Consider the following 24,829-nt stretch of genomic DNA (forward strand, 5'->3'; position numbering starts at 1 on the left):
GTAGCCGACCGGGAACGAAAGGAGCCGCCCGTGTCCCTTCCGGCGCCACTGCCCGCCGACGCCGCTTCGCCGCGACGCGCCGTCGTGACCGGTGCGGACTCCGGCATCGGCCGCGCGGTCGCCGTCGCGCTCGCCGGCGGGGGCCTGGACGTGGGCATCACCTACCACTCCGACGCCGGCGGCGCCGAGGAAACCGCCGCCGAAGTCCGCTCGCACGGGGTGACGGCGCACGTCCGGCAGCTCGACCTGACCCGGCTGCCCGAAGCCGCCGACGTCGTCGACGCGTTCGCCGAAGACCTCGGCGGCATCGACGTCCTGGTCAACTGCTCCGGCACCGGCAGCAGCCAGCGAGCGCTCGACCTCAGCTACGAAAAGTGGCGCGAAGTCCTCGACGTCGACCTCGACGGCGTCTTCCTCCTCTCGCAACGCGCGGCGCGGCACATGATCGACGCCGGCCACGGCGGCCGGATCATCACCATCACCAGCGTGCACGAGCACATCCCCCGCGTCGGCGCCGCGCCCTACTGCGCCGCCAAGGCCGGGGCGGGCGCGCTGACGCAGGTGCTGGCCATGGAGCTGGCCGAGCACGCCATCACGGTGAACTCCGTGGCGCCGGGCGAGATCTCGACGCCGATGACCGGGCAGGCCGACGCCGACCCGCGCGAGCAGCGGCGGCCCGGCATCCCGCTCGGCCGCACCGGGCACGCCGCCGAGGTGGCGGCCGCCGTCGCGTTCCTCGCCACCCCCGCGGCCGGTTACATCACCGGGACGTCGCTGGTCGTCGACGGCGGGCTGGTCCTGATGGGCGCCCAGCACGGCACCGCCCACGACGGGAACGACTGGCGTTCCCCCTGAGACCAGGGGCCCGCGCCGTGGCTGCAGGGACACCGGCGCGGGTCCCGGCCGTGGGCCGGACGGCGGCCCCCCAGCCCGCCGTCCGGCCCCTTCCACTCCCCCGTTTCCGGTCCGGTTCGCCGGGTATCCGGCCGGGAAGGGGAAAAGGAGGCTTTTCATGACGTCCGCCGATACCCGCACCCGGACCGGCCCCGCCTGGCTCCGCCCGGTCGTCGCCGTGTTCGGGCTGCTCTACCTCGCGCTGGGGATCGCCGGGTGGCTGACCCCGGAGACGGCGACAGTCGGCCACGTGACCAGCGGCCAGGTGGTGGGGCTGTTCAGCGCGAGCGTGCTCCTCAACCTCGTCCACACCGCGGTCGGCGTGCTCGGCCTGCTGGCCGCGACGCGCGGCGCCGGCGCGATCATCTACTGCTGGGTGCTGTTCGTGGGCTTCGCCGGCATGACCGCGTACGGCGTGCTCGCCACGGCGTTCAGCACGCCGGAGGACCCGATCAACGTCAACTGGGCGGACAACGTCCTGCACGGGCTCACCGCGATCGCCGGACTGGCGCTCGGGATCGCCGGTGCCCGCGCGTTTTCCGCGCGGGGGCGCCGGGTAGCCGGGGAAGACGCCGCGTGAAGGAGAGTGCCGTGCACGAGCCGAAAGCCGTGGTGGCGGAACCCACCGTCGTCGTGCACCACCGCCTGCACGCGGAGTTCTGCGTCCGGTTCCCCCGGCTGCGCCGCGTGCTCGGCGCCCGCAGCGGACTGGAACTGGACGCCGACGGCCTGCGCGTGCGGTTCGGGCCGTGGGTCGTCACGACCCCGTTGGGCAACATCGCCGGCGCCGAGGTGAGCGGGCCGTTCAGCCCGCTCCGCGCGCTGGGCGTCCGGCTGTCGCTCGCCGACCGCGGCCTGACGTTCGGCACGACCACCGAAGGCGGCGTGTGCCTGCGGTTCCGGGAGCCGGTCCGCGGCATCGACCCGTGGGGCCTGATCCGCCACCCGGGCCTGACGGTCACGGTCTGCGAACCGGACCTGGTCGCCGAGGCGATCAACCGGGTGGTGACGCAGGCGTGAAGATCCTCGCCGTGGCGGTCGACTGCCGCCGGCCCGATCTGCTGGCGGAGTTCTGGGAAAAGGCGTTGGGACGCGGGAAAAGCCGGACGTGGACCGACTCCCACGGCTTGACGTACCGGCAGCTGGACTTCGACGAAGGACCCGCGCTGCTCTTCCAGCCGGTGCCCGAGGAAAAGGCGGGGAAGAACCGGCTGCACCTCGACCTCGCGCCCGCGGAGGGCGACCAGCGCGCGGAGGTCGAGCGGCTGGTGATGCTGGGCGCGAAGGTCCTCGACGACCCGCCCGACGACCCGTGGATCGTGCTCGCGGACCCGGAGGGCAACGAGTTCTGCGTCCTCCCGGCGCGGTGATTCAGGCTTGGCCCTCGGGCAGGCAGACGGTGTCGTCGCTCGCGTAAGCCGCGAGGCGCTCGTCGAAGCCGTCCGGGGCCCCGGGTCTCCGGAAGTCCGGGGGATCCGGCCGGCCCGGGTAGCCGTCTCCGTACAGGCCGTGCACGAACGCCACCACCGCTTCCGGCGCCGGGAGCACGTCCGCGCCGAGGTAGGCCAGCACCACCACGTCCTCGCCGGTGGCCGACTCGACGGCCGCCGCCCAGCCGTCGCGCTCGTCCCACAGCAACGCCGTTTCGTGGTCCGGGAACCGCGCGAGCCGCCGCTCCAGCGCCAGGTACGCCGTCGCCGGCGCGTCCACCTCGCAGAACCAGGCGGGCGCGTCCAGCTCGGCCGCGACGGCCAGCAGGTACTGCCTCAGCCCGCGCGCCGCGGCGCCGAGCCCGTCCCGTTCGATCATCCGCGCCTGCCCATCCGGTCGGTACCCCCGCCGGGTGATACCCCGGCACCGATCCGGTCAATCGCCGTGTTCCCCCAGGTGGAGCAGCACATCTTCGTCACTCGTCTGGTGGAAGTCGGCGTACCACTGGCCCACCGCGCGGAAGTCCGGCGGTTCGGTCACGCAGACGACGGCGTCGGCTTCGCGCAGCAACCCCGCCGCCGCGCCCGGGGCGCCGACCGGTGCCGCGAACACGACCGTCCGCGGGTTCGCGGCCCGCACCTCGCGCAGGGCCGCCGTCGCGGTGACGCCGGTGGCGAGCCCGTCGTCGACGACGATGACGTCCCGGCCCTCGACGTCGGCCGGCGGCCGGCCGTCCCGGTAGCGCCCGAGCCGGCGGCGCGCCTCCGCGCGTTCGCGGTGCTCGGCCCGCGCCAGCCGGGCCGCGGTGAGCTTCAGCCCCCGCAGGATCGCTTCGTCGTAGATCGCCGGACCGTCCGGGGTGACCGCGCCGACGCCGAACTCGCGCCGCCCGGGCGCGCCGATCTTGCACGCCACCGCGACGTCCAGCTCGGCGCCGAGCCGGCGTGCGACGACCGCGGCCACCGGTACGCCGCCGCGGGCGAGGCCGAGCACGAGCGGGGACACCCAGTGCCGGCGCAGCAGTTCGCGGGCCAGGCGCCGGCCGCCGTCGTGGCGGTCGGCGAAGACGAGCCGCCCGTCAGCCACCACGCGAAGGGGTCTGCACCGGGAGGAAGGGGGTGTCGTCCTCCGGCTCCCAGTGGTGCAGCGGCGTGATCGCGGTGGTCTCGTCGCAGTGGACGAACGCGTCGTAGCGGGCCGCCGGCACGGTCGGGACGTACCCGTCGCCGCGGTGGACGACGCCGATCGCGCGCTGGCAGCACGGTTCGTGCGCCCACGCGTCGTCACCGCCGAAGACGAACAGGCTGTCCTCGCCGGGCACGGCGTCGTGCAGCACGCCCTCGAAGCTGTCCGGGCGCGCCGGCTCGACGGTCGTCCGGCGCCCCGGCCCGCCCCAGTGGCCGGCCGCGATCACCGACCCGCGGTGGGTGCCGAACCCGACCGTGACGACTCCCTCCGCCGCGTGCCGTCCGCGCGACAGCCAGCCGAGGATGCCGCCGACGTGCGAGTTGTGCGCCCACACCACGGCTTTCGAGCGCGGGCCGTACGCCTCCAGCAGCCGGTCGAGGGTGTCGCTCAAGTGGGTGGCGCGGACGTTCCTGGCCCGCGCTCCGCCGTGGAGGAGCTCGCGGTAGTGGTCCTCGGCGCCCGGCACCCCGGCTCTCGCCGACGTCAGCAGGCGCACGACCTCCTCCCGGCGGTTCTCCGGCACGAGTCCGGCCGAGTAGCGCCGGTCTTCCTCGTCGGGTTCGAAGCAGCGGAACGCGCGGATCGTCGCTTCGAGCCGGTCGGGCACGTGCTCGCGGACGAAACCGAGGACACTGCGCAAGGACTCCCCGAGGCTGAAGACGTCGAGTCCGTGGAAGCCGCACGGGACCCCGCCGGTCGCGTTGAACGCGCGCAGCCAGCGAGCGAATTCGGCGACCTCTTCGTTGGCCCACCGCCAGGTCGGCCAGCCGCGGAACCCCCAGAGGGCCTGGCCCGGGTCGTTCGGCGCGCCGGGCGCCCCGGCGACACAGGAGTGCAGCCGGTGGCACTCCGGCCAGTCCCCGTCCACGGCGACGAACGAGAAGTCCCGTTCGGCCAGCAGCCGCTGGGTCAGCTCGGCACGCCACCGGAAGAACTCGGCCGTGCCGTGGGTCGCCTCGCCGAGCAGCACGATCCGGGCGCGCCCGATGCGCCGGACCAGCGGGTCGAGGTCCTGCGGGCTGCGCAGGGGCGTCGCCGCCGCACGGATCGCCGTCTCGTCGGTGAGCAGGGTTCCGGACATACTTCGCAGTTCCCGTTCCGCCGGACCGCGAAACCCTCAGGGCCGCCAGCCGTCCTGCCAGTCCGGGTGGGCTTCGTACACCGAGGCGATCAGCTTCACGGAGGCGTCGTCGTGGACGTCGGAGATTTCGCGGCGCAGGAACTCGGCCTTTTCGGCGAACGGCACCGGGTGCCGGTCCTCCATCGCTTCGACCGGGCCGCCGGCGAGGATGAGCCCGTCGCCGTCGTCGGCGTACATGATCCGCAGCCTGCCCCGCCGTTCGGCCTCGTCGAGCAGCGGCAGTTCGCCGTCGCGGACCCGCTCTTCGTCCTCCGCGAGCCGGGCCAGCACGAACTCGTCCAGATTCGCGACCGGGGTGTCGTCGAGGTTCGTCATGGGCGGGGGTTACCCGCGCCGGCGCGGCCGCACACACGCCCGCGGTTCAAGCCTCCGCGCGCGCCGGCCGCCGGGCGACCGGGTGACCGTCGGCGGCGCCCGCGGCGACCTCCGCGGCGCCGTCGTCGCCGCCGGTCACGAGCACGGCCGCCGCGGCCCCGCCACCGAGGCGCCGGTCGTGCAGCAGGCGACGGCCGCGGCCCCGCCCACGCTGAGCCCGATGCTGCTGGTCGCCGCGCTCGTCACCGGGATCGCGGTGCTGTGCCTGCTGCTGCCCGGCTCGCGCCGTGAGTGAATTCCTGTCCGAAACCTGTCCAGGTAAGGACTGGACCAATATTATTAGCTCCCGAGAATGGAGTCATCGCCCTTCAGCGCGGAAGGTGACCGATGAACCTCCTCACTCCCCTCCTCGCCGTCGTCATGGCGGCCACTCCCACCCCGACGCCGGCGCCCGCGGCTCCCCTCGCGGCGATCTGCGACAAGTACTGCGACGCCAGGGATCCCGCCCTCTCCCCCGGCGACCGCGAAGGCGCTTCGGCGACCGTCGGCGGCCGTCGGCTCTCCCTGCACCTCGACGACGGCGACGACATGGGCTGGGCGGCGATCACCGGCGGGGCCGCCGGCGACCACGTCTGGCTGGACCGCTCGTTCGACGCCGGGCGCACGTGGGCGTCGGGCAGCAAGCTCGGCGACACGGCGACGCCGTCGGGCGCGACCGGCTGGCGAACGCTGATGTACAACGTCGACGACTGGGCCAACCGGGGCGTCGGCCTGCTGCGGGCGTGCGGGCAGCCCGCCGGTTCGGGGACGATCGCCTGCACCGGCTGGGCCCGCACGACGTGGAACGCGTGGGACCGCCGGACCGCGGCCGCGACGGCGTTGATGGAGCGCTACAACCAGGGCACCGGCCTGTTCGACACGACGGGCTGGTGGAACTCGGCGAACGCGCTGACCGCGATCGTCGACAACATCCGGATCAGCGGCATGGCCAGCTACCGGTACGCGATCGACACGACGTACACGAAGAACCTCGCGGCCCAGGGCGGCCAGTTCCGCAACGACTACATCGACGACACGGGCTGGTGGGGCCTGGCGTGGGTGGACGCGTACGACCTGACGGGTGACAGCAAGTACCTGAACACGGCCCGCGCCGACGCCGACCACATGTACGCGTACTGGGACGGCGTCTGCGGCGGCGGGGTCTGGTGGAGCACGAGCCGCACGTACAAGAACGCCATCCCGAACTCGCTGTACGTCCAGCTGAACGCGGCCCTGCACAACCGCATCCCGGGCGACACGGCGTACCTGGCGCGGGCACGGGCGGGCTGGACCTGGTTCGCCGGCAGCGGGATGATCAACGGCTCGAACCTGATCAACGACGGCCTGACGTCGGCCTGCGCGAACAACGGCCAGGCCGTGTGGTCGTACAACCAGGGCGTGCCGTTGGCGGCGCTGACGGAGCTGTACCGGGCGACCGGCGACGCGAGCTTGCTGACGAAGGCCCGGGCGCTGGCGAACGCGTCGACGACGAACGGGTCGTTGAACCCGGGCGGCATCCTCCGCGACCCGGGCGAGAGCGCGGGAGGCGGCGGCGCGGACGGCCCGACGTTCAAGGGCGTGTACGCGCGGGACCTGGCGGTGCTGAACGCGGCGCTGCCGGACCACCCGTACACGGGCTACCTGCAGCGCCAGGCGAACTCGGCGTACGCGAACGACCGGAACAGCGCGGAGGCGTACGGGTTGCTGTGGGCGGGCCCGTTCGACCAGGCCGACGCGGCCCGCCAGCAGAGCGCCCTCGACCTGATGAACGCGGCCCCCTGACCGAAGCCGGTCGTGAGTGGGAAACAGGGTTGGAACCCTGTTTCCCACTCACGACCGCGAACCTCAGAGGGTCTTCTCCAGGCGGCTCGCGAGGAGCTTGATGAACCGCCCCGGGTCGCCCAGCTCGCCGCCCTCGGCGAGCAACGCCATCCCGTACAGCAGCTCGGCCGTCTCCGCGAGTCCCTCGTCCTCCGGCCGCGCCGCGTGGGCCTCACGGAGTCCGGTGACCAGCCCGTGCTCCGGGTTCAGCTCCAGGATCCGCTTGATCGGCGGCAGCTCCTGCCCCATCGCGCGGTACATCTTCTCCAGCGTCGGCGTCATGTCGTGCGCGTCCCCGACGATGCACGCCGGCGACGTCGTCAGCCGGGACGACAGGCGGACCTCCTTGACGTCCTCGCCCAGCGCCGTGCCCATCCACGACAGCAGGCCCTCGAAGTCCTTCTTCTGCTGCTCGCGGGCGACCTCGGTGGCCTTCTTGTCCTCGTCCGACTCCAGGTCGACCTGGCCCTTGGCGATCGACTGGAACTGCTTGCCGTCGAAGCCGCCGACGCCGTCGACCCACATCTCGTCGATCGGGTCGGTCAGGACCAGCACCTCGTAGCCCTTGGCCCGGAACGCCTCCATGTGCGGGGAGTTCTCGATGGACGGGCGCGACTCGCCGGTCATGAAGTAGATGTGCTCCTGGCCTTCCTTCATCCGCGAGACGTAGTCGCGCAGCGAAGTCGGCTTCTCCGCGTCGTGCGTCGAGGCGAACGACGAGATCTCGAGGATGGCTTCGCGGTTCTCGAAGTCGTCGAGCAGGCCCTCCTTGACCGCCCGGCCGAACTCGCGCCAGAACGTCGCGTACTTCTCCGCGTCGGCGGTCATCATCGTCTTGACCGTCGAGAGGACCTTCTTCACCAGGCGACGGCGGATCAGCTGGATCTGCCGGTCCTGCTGCAGGATCTCCCGCGACACGTTGAGCGAGAGGTCCTGCGCGTCGACGACGCCCTTGACGAACCGCAGGTACTCGGGGACGAGCGACTCGCAGTCGTCCATGATGAAGACGCGCTTCACGTACAGCTGGACGCCGCGCTTGCGCTCCCGCAGGAACAGGTCCATCGGCGCGTGCGACGGCAAGAACAGCAGCGCCTGGTACTCGAACGTGCCCTCGGCCTGCAGCCGGATCGTCTCGAGGGGGTCCTGCCAGTCGTGGCTGACGTGCTTGTAGAACTCGTGGTACTCGTCCTCGGTGACCTCGCTCGACGAGCGCGCCCACAGCGCCTTCATCGAGTTGACGGTCTCGACCTCCGCGTCCTCGCCCTCGCCCTGCATCCGGATGGGCCAGGTGATGAAGTCGGAGTACTTCTTCACGATCTCCCGGATCTTCGCCGGGGACGTGTAGTCGTACAGGTGGTCCTCGGCGTCCTCGGGCTTGAGGTGCAGGGTCACCGCCGTGCCCTGCGGCGCGTCCTCGACCGGCTCGATCGTGTACGTGCCTTCGCCGGTCGACTCCCAGCGCACGCCCTCGCCGGTGCCGGCCTTGCGCGTCACGAGCGTGACCTTGTCCGCGACCATGAAGCTCGCGTAGAACCCGACGCCGAACTGGCCGATGAGGTCCTGCGACGCCGCCGCGTCCTTCGCCTCCTTCAGCTTGGTCAGGAAGTCGGCGGTGCCGGACTTGGCGATCGTGCCGATGAGCGCGACCACCTCGTCGCGCGTCATGCCGATGCCGTTGTCGCGCACGGTCAGGGTGCGCTCGCCCTGGTCCGCCTCGAGCGTGACGTGCAGGTCGGACGTCTCCGCCCCGAGGTCCTTGTCGCGGTAGGACTCCAGCCTCAGCTTGTCGAGGGCGTCGGAGGCGTTGGACACGAGCTCACGCAGGAAGGTGTCCTTGTTCGAGTAGATCGAATGGATCATCAGCTGCAGCAGCTGACGGGCTTCCGACTGGAACTCCAGCGTCTCGATCGGGGTGGTCACTTCCGGTCCTTTCCGGGTGCGGCGGACTTGGTTGGGTCGATCCTACCGAGCGGGTCCGACAGTCCCGGCCGCGCACTTTATGAACGCAATGCAGACTCCCCCGGCCGCCGGGGTGATGCTGACCACGCCCCGCTGCCGATCAAGGAGGATCGAGTGCCCGGACGCCTTCCCCGGTGGGCCGCCGCGTTCGCCGCGACCGCTGCCCTGACCACCGCTTTCGCCGCCCCCGCCGCCGCGGCGGGCGTCGCCGACCACCCCGTCCGCACCACCGGCTGCGGGCGCGCGGCCCCGGTTCCGGCCGGCGTCACGACGACGCGGCACGTCGTCTCCGGCGGCCTCGACCGCGAGTACACGGTCCACCTGCCGGCGCACTACAACCCGCGCCGGGCGTACCCGCTGGTGCTGTCGTTCCACGGGCACAAGCGCACGTCGCAGTACCAGGAGGAGCTGTCGGGCTTCTCGGCGCTCGACGCGATCTCGGTGTACCCGCAGGGCCTCATCGGCACCGACGGCGAGTCGGCCTGGACCGGCGCGCCCTACTCGGCGGCCGCGGACGACGTCCTGTTCACCAGCGACCTGCTCGACTCGCTGCAGCGCACGCTCTGCGTCGACAACACCCGGATCTTCGCGGCCGGGAAGTCCAACGGCGGCGGGTTCGTCGGCGTGCTGGCCTGCCGGCTGCCCGGCCGGATCGCGGCGTTCGCCCCGGTGTCGGGCGCGTTCTACCCGCAGGGCGGCGCGTGCGACCCGAGCCGCCCGGCGCCGATCCTCGACTTCCACGGCACCGCCGACACGACCATCCCGTACACCGGCAACCCGGCGAAGGGGCTGCCGGCGATCCCGGACTGGCTCGCGGATTGGTCCACAAGGGACGGTTGCTTCCCCCGTCCGGTCTCGTGGACACCGGTTTCCGGGGTGGTCGCGCAGAAGTGGCTGGGCTGCGCGCTCGAGCACTACCGCGTCGAAGGCGCCGGCCACGTCTGGCCGAGCACGAAGCCGAACAACGACTCGGCGACGCCGACGGTGATCGACGCGACTCCGGTCATCTGGCGGTTCTTCCGCTCGCACCCGCTGCGCTGAAACGCGATTGACGCACCTCTTTCCTCTCGGCGACGATTTTCGCCGAGAGGAAAGAAGGTGTGTTGTGAAGGTGCTCGTCCTGAACGCCGGTTATGAGCCGCTGCAGACGGTCTCGGTGCCGCACGCGATCCGCATGCTGGTTCGGCACGTCGCCGAGATCCACGAGGCCGAGGACGGTCTCGCGTACGGGTTGTTCCCGCGCCCGAAGATCGTGCGGTTGCTGAGGTACGTCGTGATGAAGTGGCGATATACGCAGCCGCCCCGCTGGTCCCGCAGAGGGGTGCTGACGCGCGACGGCCACCGTTGCGCGTATTGCGGCGGCCGTGCGACGACGATCGACCACGTGACGCCCCTGAGCCGCGGCGGCGAGCGGACGTCGTGGCTGAACACGGTCGCGGCGTGCGGCGGGACGTCCCGCAGCTGCAACGCGCGCAAGGCGGACAAGACCCCGGCCGAGGCGGGGATGAAGCTGCGGTTCATTCCGTACGTCCCGACGTGGGACCAGCTGCACGCACTCACCGCTTGAGGCGCCCGTCGGCGAGGCGGGCCGCCCGTCGTTAAGCTCGAACCGATCGTTCCCCGCATCCGTGTGTTCCGGGGAAGGCCGGGAGGTCGTCGTGACCGACGAAGGACAGCTGATCGCCGGGCGGTACCGCCTTGCCGACCGGGTCGGCCGGGGCGCCATGGGCGTCGTCTGGCGGGCGCGCGACGAGCGGCTCGACCGCGTCGTCGCCGTCAAGCAGCTGGGTTACGACCCCGCCATCGGGCAGGCCGCCGGCGGCGAGGCCGCCCAGCGAGCCCTCCGCGAGGCCCGGCTGACCGCGCGGCTGCGGCATCCCCACGCCGTCACCGTGCACGACGTCGTCGAGGAAGCCGGCGAGCCCTACCTCGTCATGGAGTACCTGCCCTCGCGCAGCCTCGCCGACGTCCTGCTCGACCGCGAGCGCCTGCCCGCCGACGAGGTCGCGCGCATCGGCGTGCAGATCTCCTCCGCACTGGCCGCCGCGCACGCCGAGGGCATCGTGCACCGGGACGTCACGCCCGCCAACGTCCTGCTCGCCGACGGCGGGCTCGCCAAGATCGCCGACTTCGGCATCTCGCGTGCCACCGGCGAAGGGACCGTGACCGGCGGCGGCTTCATCGCGGGCACCCCCGCCTACCTGTCCCCCGAAGTCGCCGGCGGCGGCGAAGCGGGCTTCCCCGCCGACGTCTTCTCCCTCGGCGCGACGCTCTACCGCGCCCTGGAAGGCCGGCCGCCGTTCGGCAACGACGACAACGCGATCGCCCTCCTGCTGCGGGTCGCCCGCGAGGAGCCGATCGCGCCGCAGTACCGCGGCCCGCTCGCCGAGGTGCTCGGCCGGCTCCTGCAGCGCGATCCCGCCCGGCGTCCGTCGATGGCCGAGGTCCATGAGCTGTTCGAAGCCGTCACCGACGGGCGTCCGCTGCCGCCGCCGCGTCCCCGGCCCCGCACCGAGACCCGCCTGCTGCGCGTCCACCGCCCCCGCCGCCGCGTCGTGCTGGCCGCCGCCGGCGGAGCCGTGCTGCTGGCCCTCGGCGTGGTCATCGGGACCGCGGTCGTCCCGGACGCGACGCCGATCGCCGCCCCGGTGCCGTCCTCACCGACACCGACGCCCCCGCCGACCACGACCAGCCCACCTCCCGACCTGGGTTGCGCCGCCAACTACCAGGTGACGAACACCTGGCCGGGCGGCTACCAGGTCGAGGTGACGGTCCGCAACGACCGCACCGACGACCTGTCCGGCTGGAGCGTCCGCTGGTCGCTGCCCGGCGGCCACCGCATCACCGGCCTGTGGAACGGCGACTTCACCGTCGAGGGCGACACCGTCACGGTCGACAACGCGGCCTGGAACGCGAAGCTCGACGCGGGCGGCGCGACGACGTTCGGCTTCATCGCCGTCACCGGCAGCGGCAACGCCACGAGCCGCCCGGAGCTGACCTGCCGGACGGTCTAGGACCGGCAGAGCAGCGCGTCCGGCGTCCGGCTCGAACCGATCCGGCCGGTGTACGCGACGCCGGCGACGTACTCCCCCGGCGCGCACTGGCCCTTGTAGTTCCCCGACGCGAAGTCGCCGCCGGGGCCGCCGGACGGCCGGTTGTCGCCGCGGTCGAACCACACCGTGCGGCCCGCGCGGCCCAGCGGCGTCGCAGACCGGCCGCACAGCACGGCAGAGAACGCCGCGGCCTGGACGCTGTACCCGACGACCACGTGGTCGGGCGGGCACTGCGTCTTCGTGTAGCCGGACGCCCAGTCCGTGTCGACGTAGGTCTCGTCGCGAACCACCACGTACCCCGTCGGCGCGGCGAGCGTCCCGGTGCACAGGCCGCGGTTGCCGGTGTGGGCGAGTCCGGCGAGCCGCTGGCCGTCGGGACAGACCCCCTTGCGTGAGCCCGGGTTCCAGTCCGGCAGCGCCCGGACCTGGCGTGACTCCTGGAAGTCGCCGTAGTCGAGGTTCAACATCGACCAGTGCTCGGCGGCCGGGATCGGCCCGGTCCGCGACGGCGCGGAGATCAGCCGCTGCCACGCCGGGCCGCGCCAGTCGGTGCCGTCCAGCACGTCGATGCGGCGGCCCGCCGAGTCGTACTCGAGCAGGGCCCACCCGTCGCCGGAACCGTTGGTCTGGAAGCCCACCGCGGGCCAGTAGGCGAAATCCGTGTCCGTCTCGGCGAGGTAGTTCACGAAGTTCTCGAAGAACGCGCGCGACGCCGGGTCGGTGGTGTTGCGACCCTCGCCGAACTCGCTGATCCACAGCGGCGCGGTGTAGTGCTTACCGGTGTCGGCCGAGACGAAGAACGCCTGCCGGTACAGGGTGTCCCGCAGTTCCTGAGGCGAGAGGTCGCGGTAGCGCGGGTCGTGCGTCTCGCCGACGCCGGTCGCGCCGGAGTGGTTGGGCCCGGTGTAGCCGTAGAAGTGCGCCGAATAGACGAGCTTGCCCGAGTCCACGAGCGTGTGCGACAGCGTCCGGGCGGGCTCCAGCGTCGGCCGGCCGTGCGCGAAGCCGTCGATCGGCAGCCCGGTCCAGTTGATGCCTTCGACGAAGATGAGCAGGTCGCGGTTCGCCTCGGTGAGGATGCGGTCGGCGACCTGCTGGCTCGCGCGCTGCCAGTCGGTGCCGTTGCCCCAGCCCCAGTTGGGGTCGTCGAAGGTGTTCCGGCGGACCTCGTTGTACAGGTCGGCGCCGACGACGCGCTTGTTCGCGGCGTACCGGCGGGCCATGAACAGCCAGTCGTCCTGCCACTGCTGCTCGGTCTGCGCGGTGTTCCAGCGCTCGTTGCCGTCGAGGCCGCAGCACCAGCGCGAGGTCGTCGTGTGGTTGTTGAGGACGATGGCGAACCCGCGCGCGGTCAGCCGGTCGACGACGCGGTCGTAGACCTGCAACGGCGTCAGGCCGTGCAGGTCCGGGTTGGCGGGCAGGTCCGGGACCGGCCGATTGTCGTGCAGCATCGCGTTGGAGAACTGGAGCCGGACGCTGTTGAGGCCCAGCTGCGCGAGGCCGTCGATGACGGTGTCGATCGACGCGCGGTCCAGCCCGAGCGGGGTCTGGTAGGCGATCTCGCCGGCGTGGTGGTTGGCCGGGTCGTTCACGTCGCCGGAGCCGGTCCACGTCCCGCTCGCGCCGTGCCAGTTGGCGGCTTTCAGCTTGAACCGGTCGCCGTGCGCGTCGACGATGTACCGGCCGCGGGTGCTGAGCGGTCCGGTCCACGACGGCGGATCCGCCGCGGCGACGGTCACGGGGACCGCCAGTCCGGTGGCGACGAGCAGGACGGTGAGCAGCGCACCCAAGATCCTCACGGAGGAAGTGAACCAACTCGGAGCGCACCGGATAAGGGCCATAAGGAGGTCGTGAGTGAGAAACAGGGTTAGAACACTGTTTCTCACTCACGACCTCTTTTACCCGTGGAGGCGGTCGAACGGCAGCCGCAGCACCTGCCCGGCGGTCACCGGGGCGTTCCGCAGCCGGATGGCGTCGAGTTCCGAGGGCGTGAGGGCCCGGCGGTAGAAGCGGACCTCGTCGAACGAGCCGTTCCAGCGGAACTGGTTGTCCAGCCGCTGCCCCAGCTGCAGCTGGAACGACACGGTCTGGCTCACCGACCCGGCCGCCGCGGCCCCGGACGCCACCTGAACGCCGTCGACCCACAGCAGCAACTGACCACCCGCCCGCTCGAGCGCCACGTGGTGCCAGGCCTGGTCGTCGTAGGCCTGCGCCGACGAGATCGACGCGCTCCCGGCCGCCGTCGTCATCATCGCGATCAGCCGGTGGTTGGCCGGCTCGCCGCGCAACCACAGCTGCGGCGCCGTCGTGCCCATCCCGCCCAGCCAGAACAGCACCTGGTTGCCCTTCGTGGCGCCGTACCGGAACCACCCCGTCCACGTGAGGTCGCCGTCGCCCGGCGGCTGCGCCGGGTCGTACGGCACGCGGACGTAGTCGTCGACGCCGTCCAAGGCAAGAGCCCCGCCGAACCGCCCCGCGGCAAGAGAAGCGCCCCCGAGCACCCGCGCGTCGGCGTGCCCGGAAACGTCCGGTGTGGACGGTCCCGCCGAATTCCGCCAGCCCAAATAGGATTCGTCGAAGCGCGCGAAGCGGATCTCGTCGCGCGCGTCGACCGCGCCACCTTCGTACATCAGCCCGATCGTCGAACCGTGGATCTGCACCAGATCCGAGTACCCCGACCAGTCGGACGTGATCTGCGTGCCCTGCTCGGCGTTCTCCCACGTCCGGCCGTTGTCGTAGGACGAGCGGATCATCATCCAGCGCCGCCGGTCGGTGTCCGACGGCGAGGAGAACAGCAGGCGGTTGCCGACGCGCAGGATCGAGCCCTGCACCATCGGCGTCACCAGGTCGGGGATGGTGGTGAAGGACCTGGTGAACGTCTCGCCGCCGTCGCGGCTGATCGCGTAGTCCCGGTTGCCGATGTCGGTGCCGCCCTGCTCGCGGCCGCCGGCGTAGACCGAGCCGTCGGGCAGCTCGACCACCGTCACTTCGGACGGCTTCTGCGTGTACGTGCCGCCGACCGGGTGCGGGTAGCTGTTCACCGCGCCGACATGCCAGCTGCGTCCGCCGTCGTCGCTGTACACGAGCCCGGCGTGGTTTTCGATCGAGTGCGTGCCGTCGCTGGTTTCCGCGTTGACGCCGAACACCAGCCGTCCCGCGTGGCGGCCGCGGGTCAGCTGGATGCCGTGCACCGGGCCGGACGCGTACCACGAGTCCCAGTTCGGCAGCTTCGCCTGCGCGCTGATGTCGACGGGCGTGGACCAGGTCCGGCCATCGTCGTCGCTGTACTGCGAGTGCGGTGTGCGCGGACACGGGACGTCGCACGCCTTGTCGTCGGCACGCCCCTTGTTGTACGTCGTGATCAGCACGATCCGGCCGGTGCGGCTGTCCACCATGGGCACCGGGTTGCCGTGCGTGTCCCCGCCGCCGCGGTTGACCACCTGCAGCGGCGACCACGTCTTGCCGCCGTCGGTCGAGCGCTTGAGCACCAGATCGATGTCGCCGGTGTCGCCGCAGTTGTCGATGCGGCCCTCGGCGAACGCCAGGAGCGTGCCGTGGGTGGACTCGACGATCGCCGGGATGCGGAAGCAGCTGTACCCGGGATCCTGCGAGGCCTTGAACAGGACCTGCTGGTCGAACATCGGCGCGGCCTGCGCCGGGCTCACCGCGAGCAGCGAGCCCGCCAGCAGGGCCACGAGCGCGGCCCATCTCCCCAGTGTTCTCATTCTCATCCCTTCAGGACGGCGACACCTCGCGGGGCGAGCCGCACCTCACGCACCGGCCGCGACGGGTCGGTCAGCAGGTCCGGCGCGGCGCGGCGCAGGTCGACGGTGACCGGCTCGGTGCCGTGGTTGAGCAATAGGAGGTAAGCGCTTTCCTGGCCGTGCCGGACGACGGCCTGGACACCGGGCGGGGTCTCGAGAACCGGCGCCGCGCCGGCTTCGGCACACAATCGCCGAAGCAGCGGGCTCAGGTCCGGCCGGGTGCCGAGGTACCAGGCAACGCCGTCCCCGAACTCATGGCGCGTGATCGCCGGACGCCCGGCCAGCTCCCCGGAGGCGAACGACGCGACGACGTCGGCGCCCTCCGGTTCGATCCACTCGGCCCAGATCGACCCGGTGTCCGTTGTGCCATCGGCGAACTCGAGCGAGACCGTGTCGTCCAGGGGCCAGAACTCGTCGACCCGCAGGCCGAGGATGTCCCGCAGCGGGGCAGGATGGCCGCCCAGGTAAGCGCGGTCGCAGCCGTCGACGATGCCGGAGAAGTACGACACCACCAGGTGCCCACCGCCGGCGACGTACGCCCGCAGGTTGTCGGCTGTCGACGGCTCCAGCAGGTACAGATTCGGGACGACGACCAGCTTGTATCGCGACAGATCCCGCGAAGGGTGGATGACGTCGCAGGTGACGTTGGCGTCGAACAGCGGCGCGTAGTGCGCCAGCTGCGTCTCCAGGTACTCGAGCTGAGCCGGGTGCGAGTCGAGTTCGAGACCCCACCAGCTCGGCCAGTCGTGCAGCAGGGCGACGTCGGCGCGCACGCGCGTCCCGGCGAGTTCGGGCACCCGGGCCAGTTCTTGACCCAAAGCGGCCGTCTCGCGGAAAGTACGGGTGTCCCGGCCGCCGTGCGGCACCATCGCCGAGTGGAACTTCTCGGCGCCGCCACTGGTTTGCCGCCACTGGAAGAACAACACCGCGTCGGCGCCCTGCGCGATGGCCTGCCAGCTGCCGAGCCGCACCGCCCCGGGTGGCTTGGGACTGTTGCGCGGCCGCCAGTTCACCGCGCTCGGCGCCTGTTCGAGCAGCATCCACGGCTGGTCCTTTGTGGACCGAACCAGGTCGTACGCGAACGCGGCTTCGACGCGGGCTCGCGGGTCGTAGGGGTCGGGGTAGGAGTCGAGGCTGACGACGTCCTCGTGCGGTGTCCACCGGTGCCAGTCGAGGGCTTTCTGGACCAGGCCGACGAAGTTCGTCGTGATCGGGACGTCCGGCGTGAGGCGGCGCAGCACCCGCTCTTCGGTCAGGAAGCACCCGAGCGCGGCGTCGGAGGAGAACCGGTGGAAGTCCAGCTGCTGCGCGGGGTTGGGGAACGTCGGGGCCACCCGCGGCGGCAGGATCTCGTCCCAAGTGGAATAGCGCTGGGCCCAGAAGGTGGTCGTCCACGCCGAGTTGAGTTCCTCGATCGTGCCGTAACGCTCCTGCAGCCAGACGCGGAAGTCCGAAGCGGACTCGTCGCAGTAACACGCGCGGATGTGGCAGCCGAACTCGTTGCCCACGTGCCACATCGCCAGCGCCGGGTGCCCGGCGTACCGCGTCGCCAGCTCCGTGACCAGCCGGGCGGCGTGCGCCAGGTAAACCGGACTGGACGGGCAGAACTGCTGCCGCGCCCCGGGCGACAGCCGGACGCCGTCGGCGCGCACCGGCAGGACCTCCGGGTGCGCGTGCGTCAGCCACGGCGGCGGCGACGCGGTCATCGTCGCCAGGCACGCCTTCACCCCGGCGCCGGCGAGGCCGTCCATGACGTCGTCGAACCAGCCGAAGTCCCACTCCCCCGGCCGCGGTTCGACGCCGGCCCACGAGTAGATCCCCGCCGTCACCATCGTGACGCCCGCTTCGGCCATCAGCTTCAGGTCGTCCCGGCGGACCTCTTCGGGCCAGTGCTCGGGGTTGTAGTCGGCGCCGTAGTGCAGCATCAGAGCAGACCCGCTTCGACGAGCTTCTCCTTGATCCGCAACAGTTCCTCGTCGTCCAGCGGGAGCTGCGGCGGCGCCATGACAGCGTTGTCGACGAACCCGCGCATCTTCATCGCGGCCTTGAAGGCGCCGAGCCCGGCCGAGCCGCGGCCCATCCGGCTCGGCGGCGCCACGGCCGTGATCGAGAACAGCTTCATCAGCCGCTCCTGCTCGCGGCGGGCCGCGGCGAGGTTGCCGGACTTGAAGTGGTCGTGGATCAGCACGTACCCGACCGGGTCGACGTTGCCGAGGCCCGGGACCGCGCCATCGGCGCCCATCGCCAAAGCCGCGTCCACGACGAGTTCGGAGCCGGTGAACACCGCGAAGGAGTCGAGGCCGCGGTCGCGCTTGCCGAGCAGCACGGCGCGGAAGGACGCCTCGTCGCCGCTGGAGTCCTTGAGTCCGGCGAGGACGCCGTCGGCGGCGAGGTCGAGCACCATCGGCCCGTCGAGCTTCGTGTGCACCGCGACCGGGATGTCGTAGGCGACGATCGGCAGCGCGGTGCGTTCGTGCAGCAGCCGGAAGTGCCGGTCGACCTCGGCGACGTGGGTGCGCGTGTAGTAGGGCGCGGTGACGACGACGGCGTCCGCCCCGGCGGCCTCGGCGGCCTTGACGTGCTCGGCGACCCGCAGGGTCGTCATGTCGATACAGCCGACGAGCACCGGGACGCGGCCGGCGACCTGGTCGACCGTCGTTTCGACGACGACGCGGCGCTGGGCGTCGGGCAGGAAGGCGACCTCGCTGGAGGAGCCGAGGACGAAGACGCCGTGCACACCGGCGCCGAGCTGGAACTCGACGTGGCGCCGCAGCGAGTCGGTGTCCACGCTGAAGTCGTCGTGGAACGGCGTGCACAGCGGCGGGACGATTCCGGCGAACTTCGGCATCAGGCGCTCACTTCGGTTGGGATCTCGGGGTGGATGCAGCGGTAGGTGTGGCCGCCTTCGGCCGCGGCGAGCGGCGGCAGCCCGGCCGCGCACTCGTCGGTGGCCTTGGGGCAGCGGGTGCGGAACGGGCAGCCGCTCGGCGGGTTCGTCGCGGACGGCACCGGGCCGGTCAGGACGATCGGCTCGACCGGGTGCAGCAGGCTCGGCGTCGCGGAGAACAACGCCCGCGTGTACGGGTGGCGGGCCTGCGCCCCCACCGGCGCCTCCTCGACGATCCGGCCCAGGTACATCGTGACGATCCGGTCGCTCATCTTCGACACCGTCTGGATGTCGTGGGAGACGAAGACCATCGCCAGTTCCAGCTGCTCGCGCAGGTCGAGCAGCAGGTTGAGGATCTGGGCGCGGACCGAGACGTCGAGGGCCGACGTCGGCTCGTCGGCGACCAGCAGCGCGGGCCGCAGGGCCAGGGCCCGGGCGATGGCGACGCGCTGGCGCTGGCCGCCCGACAGCTGGCCCGGCACGGCGTCGGCGACGCTCGGCGGCAGCCCGACCAGGGACATCAGCTCGCGGACGCGGTCGTCGCGCTCGGCCGGCGTCCCGACTTTGTGCACGTCGAGCGGGTCGCGGATGATCTTGGCGACGGCGAGCCGCCGGTTCAGCGCGGTCGACGGGTCCTGGAAGACCATGCCGACCTCGCGTCCGGAGACGAGCGGCTCCCCGCGGAAACGCACGGTCCCCGCGGTCGGCGCCTGCAGCCCGACGATCACCTTGGCCAGTGTCGACTTGCCGCAGCCGGACTCGCCGACCACGCCGATCGTCTCGCCCGGGTTTACCACCAGGTGGGCGTCGGTCAGGGCGTACACGTTCTGGTGGCCGAACAGGCCGCGGCCGCGGATCTTGTGGACGACGTGGACGCCGTCGACCTCGAGGAGGTTCACGCCGTCGCCTCCTTCTCGCGCGCGACGTCGACCGCCGGGAAGTGGCAGGCGACGAGGTGGTCGACCGGCTCCCCGAAGCGGACCGGCGTCTCTTCGTGGCACTTGGCGCGGGCCGCCGGGCACCGGTCGGCGAACCGGCAGCCGGCCGGGAACTCGGCCGGGGCCGGGACGACACCCTTGATCTGCGTCAGGCGGGCCTCGTTCTCCTCCAGCGACAGAACGGCGCTGAGCAGGCCGCGCGTGTAGTGGTGCCGGGGCGAGCCGACGACCTCGGCGGTGGCGCCCAGCTCGGCGACCTGGCCGCCGTACATGACGACGACCCGGTCGGCGATCTCGGACACGAGCGCGAGGTCGTGTGAGACGAGGACGAGCGCGAACCCGAGTTCCTCCTGCAGCCGCAGCAGCAGCGCCATGATCTGCGCCTGCACGGTGACGTCGAGCGCGGTCGTGGGCTCGTCGGCGACGATCAGCTTCGGGTCGCGGGAGAGCGCCATCGCGATGAGGACCCGCTGGCGCTGGCCGCCGGACAGCTCGTGCGGGTACGCCCGCAGCGTCCGGTCCGGGTCCAGGTTGACCAGTTCCAGCAGCTCGGCCGGGGTGCGGGTGCCGCCGCGGCGGGTGAACTGCTTGAGCTGGGCGCGGATGGTCATCGCCGGGTTGAGCGAGCTGAGCGCGTCCTGGTAGATCATCGCGATGTCGTGGCCGAGGTGACGGCGACGCTCGCCCGGCCGCAGGGCCAGCAGGTCGCGCTGGGCGAACCGGATCTGGCCGGACACCTCCGCCGCCGGCGGCTGCAGGCCGAGGATCGACAACGCCGTGAGCGTCTTGCCGCAGCCGGATTCGCCGATGAGCCCCAGGACCTCCCCGGCGCGGACGCTGAAGGACACGCCGTCGACGACGTCGACACCCTCGTGGCGGCCGGGGAACGCGATCCGCAGCCGGTCGACCTCCAGGACCGTCTCGCGGTGGTCGAGGGACCGGGCGGTGCGGGCGAGCCGCTCCCCCGCCTCCCGCAGCCCGGCGATCGGCAGGACGGGCGCGGTGTCGGCGTCGTCGCGGGCTTCGACGGCCTTCGCCACTTCGGCCGCCTTGACCGCGCGGGCCGACGGCGCCGCCCAGGCGTCCGAGATCCGCTCGGACAGGATGTTCAGCGCGAGGACCGTCACCAGGATCAGCAGGCCGGGGAACAGCGTCGCCCACCAGCCGCCGGTCAGCACGAGGTCCTTGCCATCGGCGAGCACCGAGCCCCACGACGGGTCCGGCGGCTGGATGCCGGCGCCGATGAACGACAGCGACGCCTCGAAGACGATCGCGTCGGCCACCGTGACCGTGCAGTAGACGAGCACCGGCGCGGCGCAGTTGATCGCGACGTGCCGGGTCAGCACGAAGAACCGCTTCGCCCCGATGACGTGCTCGGCCGCGACGTAGTCTTCGCCGTACTGGGCCAGGACGTTCGCGCGGATCACCCGCGCCACCGCCGGCATGTTGAGGAAGCCGATGGCCAGGATCAGCACCAGGATGCCGTGGCCGAACACCGCGACCAGCACCGCGGCCAGCGCGATGCCCGGGAACGCCATGATGACGTCCAGGACGCGCATGACCACGGCGTCCACCCGGCGGTGCGAGGTCGCGGCGAAGGCCCCGATCACCGCCCCCGACACGAGCGCGAGCGCCACCGCCCCCAGGCCGATGGCGAGCGACCAGCGCGTGCCGGCGACGAGCCGGGAGAAGATGTCGCGGCCCGAGGTGTCCGTGCCGAACCAGTGCGACCCGCTGGGGCCGCCGGTGTCGGTGCTCAGCGCGTCCGGGTTGTGCGTCGCGACGAGCGTGCCGAGCACGGCGACCAGGAGCAGGACGCCGAGGATCGCGAGCGCGGGCCAGGCCGCGCGCAGGCGCCTCACGCGTGGCTCCGCAGGCGCGGGTTCGCGATCAGGTACAGGACGTCGACGATCAGGTTGACCAGGACGAACCCGATCGCGATGGTGATGACGAAACCTTGCACCTTGGCCGTGTCGCCGTCGGTGACGGCCTGGATCATGTTCTGCCCCATCCCCGGCAGCGCGAACATCGTCTCGATGACGACCGCGCCGCCCAGCAGGTAACCGACCCGCAGGCCGAGCACGGTCAGCGGCGTGACGAGCGCGTTGCGCAGCACGTTGCGCCCGACCACGACCACCGGCGGCAGCCCGCCGCCGCGGGCGGTCCGGACGTAGTCCTTGTCGAGTTCTTCGACCATCGACGTCCGGATCACCCGGGTCAGCTGGGCGGCCACCGGCAGCGCCAGGGAGACCGCGGGCAGCGTCAGTGAGTTCAGCCAGCCGCCGAAGGAGTCGGCCGGGCTGACGTACCCGCTGGTCGGGAAAAGGCCCTGGCCGACGGCGAGCCACTGGACCAGCAGCAGCGCCACCCAGAACGCCGGCGCGGCGACCCCGGCCAGGGTGACCACGCGGATCACCTTGTCCGGCCAGCGGTCGCGGAACAGCGCCGACGTCACGCCGAGTACGAGCGCGGTCACCAGCGCGATGACCAGGCCGAGCAGTGTCAGCTGGACGGTCAGCGGCAACGCGGTGGCGATGGTGTCGCCGACCGGCTGCTTGGTGATCACGCTGGTGCCGAAGTCGCCTTGCGCCAGGTGCCAGACGAAGTGGACGTACTGCAGCGGCAGCGGGTCCAGCAGCCCGTTCTCGAGCCGGAACTGCTGCAGCTGCTCGGCGGTGGCGTTCGCGCCGTCGAACGCGGCCAGCGCCGGGTCGGTCGGCGCGAACCGCATCACGATGAACACGAACAGGATCACGCCGAGCAGCAGCGGGATCAGGGCGAGGATGCGGCTGAGCAGCATCCGGGCGACGACGGCCACGGGTGTCGTCCTCCTAGGCCGGCTTGGCTTGGTTCAGGTAGATGCCCGGGTAACCCTGGGCGTGCACGCCGGTGATCGCCTTCGGGTCCCACGCCGTGCCGAGCTGGGTGAAGACGACCGGGTAGATGACGGCCTGCTCGGAGATCCGGTCCAGCAGCTGCTTGTTGAGCGTGGTCCGCTTGCCCTCGTCGGTCTCGGCCGCGGCCTGGTCCTGCAACGTGAGCAGCGACTGGGCTTCGGCGCCGGTGAAGCGGGCGTACTTGCTCGTGAGGATGGACTTGGCGTCGTAGTAGTACCGGATCATCAGGTCGGGGTCGTTGCCGAACTGCAGCGGGTTGTTCGTCGTCGCGACGACCTGGAAGTCGGCACCCGCGTCCAGCTTCGAGAACAGCGCCTTGGTGTCCTGGCTGTCCAAAGTGGTCTGGACGCCGATGGCGTCCCAGCCCTCCTTGATCACCTTGACGCAGTCGGCGACCAGCGAAGTGTTCGTGGTGGACAGGGTGACCTTGAGGTTGCTCACGCCGGCCTGCTGCAGCAGCAGCTTGGCCTTCTCGGGGTTGTAGACGAAGTCCTGCGACGCGGGCTGCGACGACGGGAGCTTCGGGTTGATGAACGACGTCCCCGGCGAGCCGGCGCCCTTCAGCCCGATGTCGATCATCTTCTGCTTGTCGATGGCGTAGTGCAGTGCCTGGCGCACGAGGTTCTTGTCGAACGGCGCGTGCGCGGTGTTGAAGAGCAGGAAGAGGTTGTTGCCGCCGTCGGCGAACTCGACCGTGCGGCCGGCCTTGCGGAGCTGGTCGGCGTTGGCGGCCGGGATGTTCTCGGCGATCTGCGCGTCCGGCTTGGCGCCGGAGATCGCGGCAACGCGCGGGGCGGCGTCCACGATGGACTTCCAGAGCATCTTGTCGTAGGCGGCCGGGCGCGGGCCGTTGTAGTCGGCGAACTTCTCGAAGCTGGTGTGGGACAGCGGCGCCTGCTCGACGACCTTGTACGGGCCGGAGCCGACGACCTTGCCGCCCTTGGCGTCGTCCCACTTGCCGTCGTAGACGTGCTTCGGCACGATCTTGCAGCACTGGATCCGCTGCAGCGCGTACGGGAAGGGGAACTTGAGGACGAACTCGACCGCGCGGTCGCCGGTCTTGCGGACTTCCTGCAGCCAGTGCGAGAAGAAGCTGTGGATCAGCACGTTCTCCTTCTCGTCGAGCGCCCGGGCGTAGGTGAAGACGACGTCGTCGGCCGTCACGGGCTGACCGTCGTGCCACTTGGCGCCGTCGCGCAGCTCGAACTTCAGGCTGGTGCCGCCGACGTCGGCGGGGAGCGCTTTCGCCAGGCCCGGGAAAGGCGCGCGGGTGATCGGGTCACCCTCCACGAGGGACTCGTAGCAGTGCAGGATCGCGGCCATCGAGAACGCGGACGCGGTCTGCAGCGGGTCCCACGTCTGGTTGTTGCCGTAGCCGACGACGGCGGTCAGCGAGCCCGCCGAACTGCCGGTCTTGTTGGTGGACGCCGGCCCGCCGCACGCGGCGAGGACGGTCGGGAACGCCACAGCCGCCCCGGCGAAGGTGGTGTAGCGCAGCAACTGGCGGCGGCTGAGCGACGGGCTCTGGGACATCGGTGTCTCCGGCTGGCTCCGAACGGTAGGACATGGGACGTCCTATGACCGGCGTGAGCCTAGGACGGGCGCGCGTGCCGGTCAACCCTTCTGGACGTATGACGTAGGATGTCCTCTCACGACGCACCCGGGGAGGACAGCAGTGGCCCGTCCGCAGCGCAGCGAAGAGATCACCAAGCGCATCATCGACCTGATCGTCGAGCGGGAGCTCCCGCCGGGCGCACCCATGCCCACCGAACTGAGCTTGATGGAGGACATCGGCGTCAGCCGCAACTCCATCCGCGAGGCGATCAAGGCCCTGCAGGCCCTCGGCATCGTCGAGATCCGCCACGGCTACGGCACGTTCGTCGGCTCCGCCGGCTCGGAGTCCCTGCAGACGTGGCTGCTGTTCCGCACCCGCGCCCGCGGCGCCACCGACGTCGGGCGGCTGCGCGACCTCCTGGAGGTGCGGGAGATGCTCGAGACCGAGCTGACCCGGCGCGTCGCCACCGACCACCGGCCCGGCCTGGTCGAGGAGCTGCAGTCCTGCGTCGGGCGGATGAAGCGCAAGGGCCCCGACGCGGCCGAGGCCGACCGCGAGTTCCACGACCTCATCTGCGCCGAGGCCGGCTTCGACCTCGCCCGCGAGCTCACCGGGCTGTTCTGGGACGTCTACCGGATCGCGGAAAGCGAGCTGGGCGGCCCCGCGTCGTCCCCGACGGCCACGGCGAAGCGGCACCAGGCCATCGTCGACGCGCTCCTGCTGCGCGACGCGGATGCCGCGGCCGAAGCCGTGCACCGGCACTTCGACGAGGTCCGCAAGCGCGCGAAAGCCGGTCCGTACGGCGGTTTCGGCGTCGCGCGGCCGGTTCCCGCCGCACGGTCTTGACTGTGCGTCGTTGAGCCGTTCGAGGTAATTCGCGCCGAGATCGCGGCCCGGCCTCAACGGCGCGGGCGGCTGGCCCGTCGGTAGTGGTGATCAACCACCAC

23 protein-coding genes are annotated in these 24,829 nt (G+C 71.6%); 10 read left to right on the forward strand and 13 right to left on the reverse strand.

Going from position 1 to position 24,829, the window contains the following annotated elements; translation table 11 throughout:
* Nucleotides 1-30: 30 nt before the first annotated feature.
* From ACIQWX_RS24435 to ACIQWX_RS24450, 4 genes are all read left to right on the forward strand, one after another.
* Entirely contained in the window at nt 31-855 is an 825-nt protein-coding gene (locus ACIQWX_RS24435) for an SDR family oxidoreductase (RefSeq protein ID WP_400875187.1), read from the forward strand.
* 157 nt (nt 856-1,012) lie between these two features.
* Nucleotides 1,013-1,474 (forward strand): DUF4383 domain-containing protein, encoded by a 462-nt coding sequence (locus ACIQWX_RS24440; protein ID WP_400875190.1) that lies wholly within the window; start codon nt 1,013-1,015, stop codon nt 1,472-1,474.
* A gap of 11 nt (nt 1,475-1,485) precedes the next feature.
* Nucleotides 1,486-1,914: a hypothetical protein gene (locus ACIQWX_RS24445; protein WP_400875193.1), complete on the forward strand. Its 429-nt coding sequence runs from the start codon at nt 1,486-1,488 to the stop codon at nt 1,912-1,914.
* A gap of 2 nt (nt 1,915-1,916) precedes the next feature.
* Complete coding sequence (locus tag ACIQWX_RS24450; protein WP_400875894.1) at nt 1,917-2,264, forward strand: VOC family protein; 348 nt, start codon at nt 1,917-1,919, stop codon at nt 2,262-2,264.
* 1 nt (nt 2,265) lies between these two features.
* Here the strand turns inward: ACIQWX_RS24450 and ACIQWX_RS24455 are convergent, their stop codons facing one another.
* Genes ACIQWX_RS24455 through ACIQWX_RS24470 form a run of 4 tightly spaced genes read right to left on the reverse strand, consistent with a single transcriptional unit; the run spans nt 2,266 to nt 4,969 of the window.
* Entirely contained in the window at nt 2,266-2,703 is a 438-nt protein-coding gene (locus ACIQWX_RS24455; protein ID WP_400875196.1) for a DUF6292 family protein, read from the reverse strand.
* Between the two features lie 57 nt (nt 2,704-2,760).
* Nucleotides 2,761-3,411, reverse strand: coding sequence for a phosphoribosyltransferase (locus ACIQWX_RS24460; protein ID WP_400875199.1), 651 nt, complete (start codon nt 3,409-3,411; stop codon nt 2,761-2,763).
* Nucleotides 3,404-4,594, reverse strand: a complete 1,191-nt coding sequence (locus tag ACIQWX_RS24465) for an erythromycin esterase family protein (protein WP_400875202.1) — start codon at nt 4,592-4,594, stop codon at nt 3,404-3,406. The genes ACIQWX_RS24460 and ACIQWX_RS24465 overlap by 8 nt, the downstream gene beginning before the upstream one ends.
* A gap of 36 nt (nt 4,595-4,630) precedes the next feature.
* A complete protein-coding gene (locus ACIQWX_RS24470) occupies nt 4,631-4,969 on the reverse strand; it encodes a hypothetical protein (RefSeq protein WP_400875205.1) in 339 nt (112 codons plus the stop codon).
* 82 nt (nt 4,970-5,051) lie between these two features.
* Between ACIQWX_RS24470 and ACIQWX_RS24475 the strand changes: the two genes are divergently transcribed.
* Together ACIQWX_RS24475 and ACIQWX_RS24480 are read left to right on the forward strand one after the other, a co-directional pair.
* Nucleotides 5,052-5,264 (forward strand): hypothetical protein, encoded by a 213-nt coding sequence (locus ACIQWX_RS24475; protein WP_400875207.1) that lies wholly within the window; start codon nt 5,052-5,054, stop codon nt 5,262-5,264.
* Between the two features lie 92 nt (nt 5,265-5,356).
* A complete protein-coding gene (locus ACIQWX_RS24480) occupies nt 5,357-6,790 on the forward strand; it encodes a glycoside hydrolase family 76 protein (RefSeq protein ID WP_400875210.1) in 1,434 nt (477 codons plus the stop codon).
* 63 nt (nt 6,791-6,853) lie between these two features.
* Here the strand turns inward: ACIQWX_RS24480 and htpG are convergent, their stop codons facing one another.
* Nucleotides 6,854-8,749 (reverse strand): molecular chaperone HtpG, encoded by a 1,896-nt coding sequence (htpG, locus tag ACIQWX_RS24485; RefSeq protein ID WP_400875213.1) that lies wholly within the window; start codon nt 8,747-8,749, stop codon nt 6,854-6,856.
* Nucleotides 8,750-8,902: 153 nt separating this feature from the next.
* Here htpG and ACIQWX_RS24490 point away from each other — a divergent pair, with 153 nt between their 5' ends.
* The 3 genes from ACIQWX_RS24490 to ACIQWX_RS24500 all read left to right on the forward strand — a co-directional run bounded on the left by ACIQWX_RS24490 (nt 8,903) and on the right by ACIQWX_RS24500 (nt 11,802).
* Entirely contained in the window at nt 8,903-9,829 is a 927-nt protein-coding gene (locus ACIQWX_RS24490) for an alpha/beta hydrolase family esterase (RefSeq protein ID WP_400875216.1), read from the forward strand.
* Nucleotides 9,830-9,893: 64 nt separating this feature from the next.
* Nucleotides 9,894-10,355: an HNH endonuclease gene (locus ACIQWX_RS24495; RefSeq protein WP_400875219.1), complete on the forward strand. Its 462-nt coding sequence runs from the start codon at nt 9,894-9,896 to the stop codon at nt 10,353-10,355.
* A 91-nt stretch (nt 10,356-10,446) separates the two neighbouring features.
* Nucleotides 10,447-11,802 (forward strand): protein kinase, encoded by a 1,356-nt coding sequence (locus tag ACIQWX_RS24500; RefSeq protein WP_400875222.1) that lies wholly within the window; start codon nt 10,447-10,449, stop codon nt 11,800-11,802.
* Here ACIQWX_RS24500 and ACIQWX_RS24505 read toward each other — a convergent pair.
* From ACIQWX_RS24505 to ACIQWX_RS24540, 8 genes are all read right to left on the reverse strand, one after another.
* A complete protein-coding gene (locus ACIQWX_RS24505) occupies nt 11,799-13,631 on the reverse strand; it encodes a glycoside hydrolase family 5 protein (protein ID WP_400875897.1) in 1,833 nt (610 codons plus the stop codon). The two genes, ACIQWX_RS24500 and ACIQWX_RS24505, sit on opposite strands and share 4 nt — an antisense overlap.
* A 108-nt stretch (nt 13,632-13,739) precedes the next feature.
* Nucleotides 13,740-15,566, reverse strand: coding sequence for an exo-alpha-sialidase (locus ACIQWX_RS24510; protein WP_400875225.1), 1,827 nt, complete (start codon nt 15,564-15,566; stop codon nt 13,740-13,742).
* 2 nt (nt 15,567-15,568) lie between these two features.
* On the reverse strand, nt 15,569-17,530 hold the full coding sequence (locus ACIQWX_RS24515; protein ID WP_400875228.1) for a beta-galactosidase: 1,962 nt from the start codon (nt 17,528-17,530) through the stop codon (nt 15,569-15,571).
* On the reverse strand, nt 17,530-18,453 hold the full coding sequence (locus ACIQWX_RS24520) for a dihydrodipicolinate synthase family protein (RefSeq protein WP_400875231.1): 924 nt from the start codon (nt 18,451-18,453) through the stop codon (nt 17,530-17,532). The genes ACIQWX_RS24515 and ACIQWX_RS24520 overlap by 1 nt, the downstream gene beginning before the upstream one ends.
* The gene (locus ACIQWX_RS24525) at nt 18,453-19,391 is read right to left on the reverse strand and encodes an oligopeptide/dipeptide ABC transporter ATP-binding protein (RefSeq protein ID WP_400875234.1); all 939 of its coding nucleotides are present in this window, start codon (nt 19,389-19,391) and stop codon (nt 18,453-18,455) included. Before ACIQWX_RS24525 ends, ACIQWX_RS24520 begins: the two co-directional genes overlap by 1 nt.
* Nucleotides 19,388-21,292 carry a dipeptide/oligopeptide/nickel ABC transporter permease/ATP-binding protein gene (locus tag ACIQWX_RS24530; RefSeq protein ID WP_400875237.1) on the reverse strand — a complete coding sequence of 635 codons (1,905 nt, stop codon included), beginning with the start codon at nt 21,290-21,292 and terminating at the stop codon, nt 19,388-19,390. Before ACIQWX_RS24530 ends, ACIQWX_RS24525 begins: the two co-directional genes overlap by 4 nt.
* Nucleotides 21,289-22,248 (reverse strand): ABC transporter permease, encoded by a 960-nt coding sequence (locus tag ACIQWX_RS24535; RefSeq protein ID WP_400875240.1) that lies wholly within the window; start codon nt 22,246-22,248, stop codon nt 21,289-21,291. The genes ACIQWX_RS24530 and ACIQWX_RS24535 overlap by 4 nt, the downstream gene beginning before the upstream one ends.
* A 13-nt stretch (nt 22,249-22,261) precedes the next feature.
* Nucleotides 22,262-23,860, reverse strand: a complete 1,599-nt coding sequence (locus ACIQWX_RS24540) for an ABC transporter substrate-binding protein (protein WP_400875243.1) — start codon at nt 23,858-23,860, stop codon at nt 22,262-22,264.
* 142 nt (nt 23,861-24,002) lie between these two features.
* On the opposite strand from ACIQWX_RS24540, the gene ACIQWX_RS24545 reads away from it, so the two are divergent.
* Nucleotides 24,003-24,728, forward strand: a complete 726-nt coding sequence (locus tag ACIQWX_RS24545; RefSeq protein ID WP_400875246.1) for a FadR/GntR family transcriptional regulator — start codon at nt 24,003-24,005, stop codon at nt 24,726-24,728.
* The last annotated feature ends 101 nt before the right edge of the window (nt 24,729-24,829 follow it).

Origin of the sequence: Amycolatopsis sp. NPDC098790 (assembly GCF_044759945.1) — a bacterium.
GTDB lineage: Bacteria > Actinomycetota > Actinomycetes > Mycobacteriales > Pseudonocardiaceae > Amycolatopsis.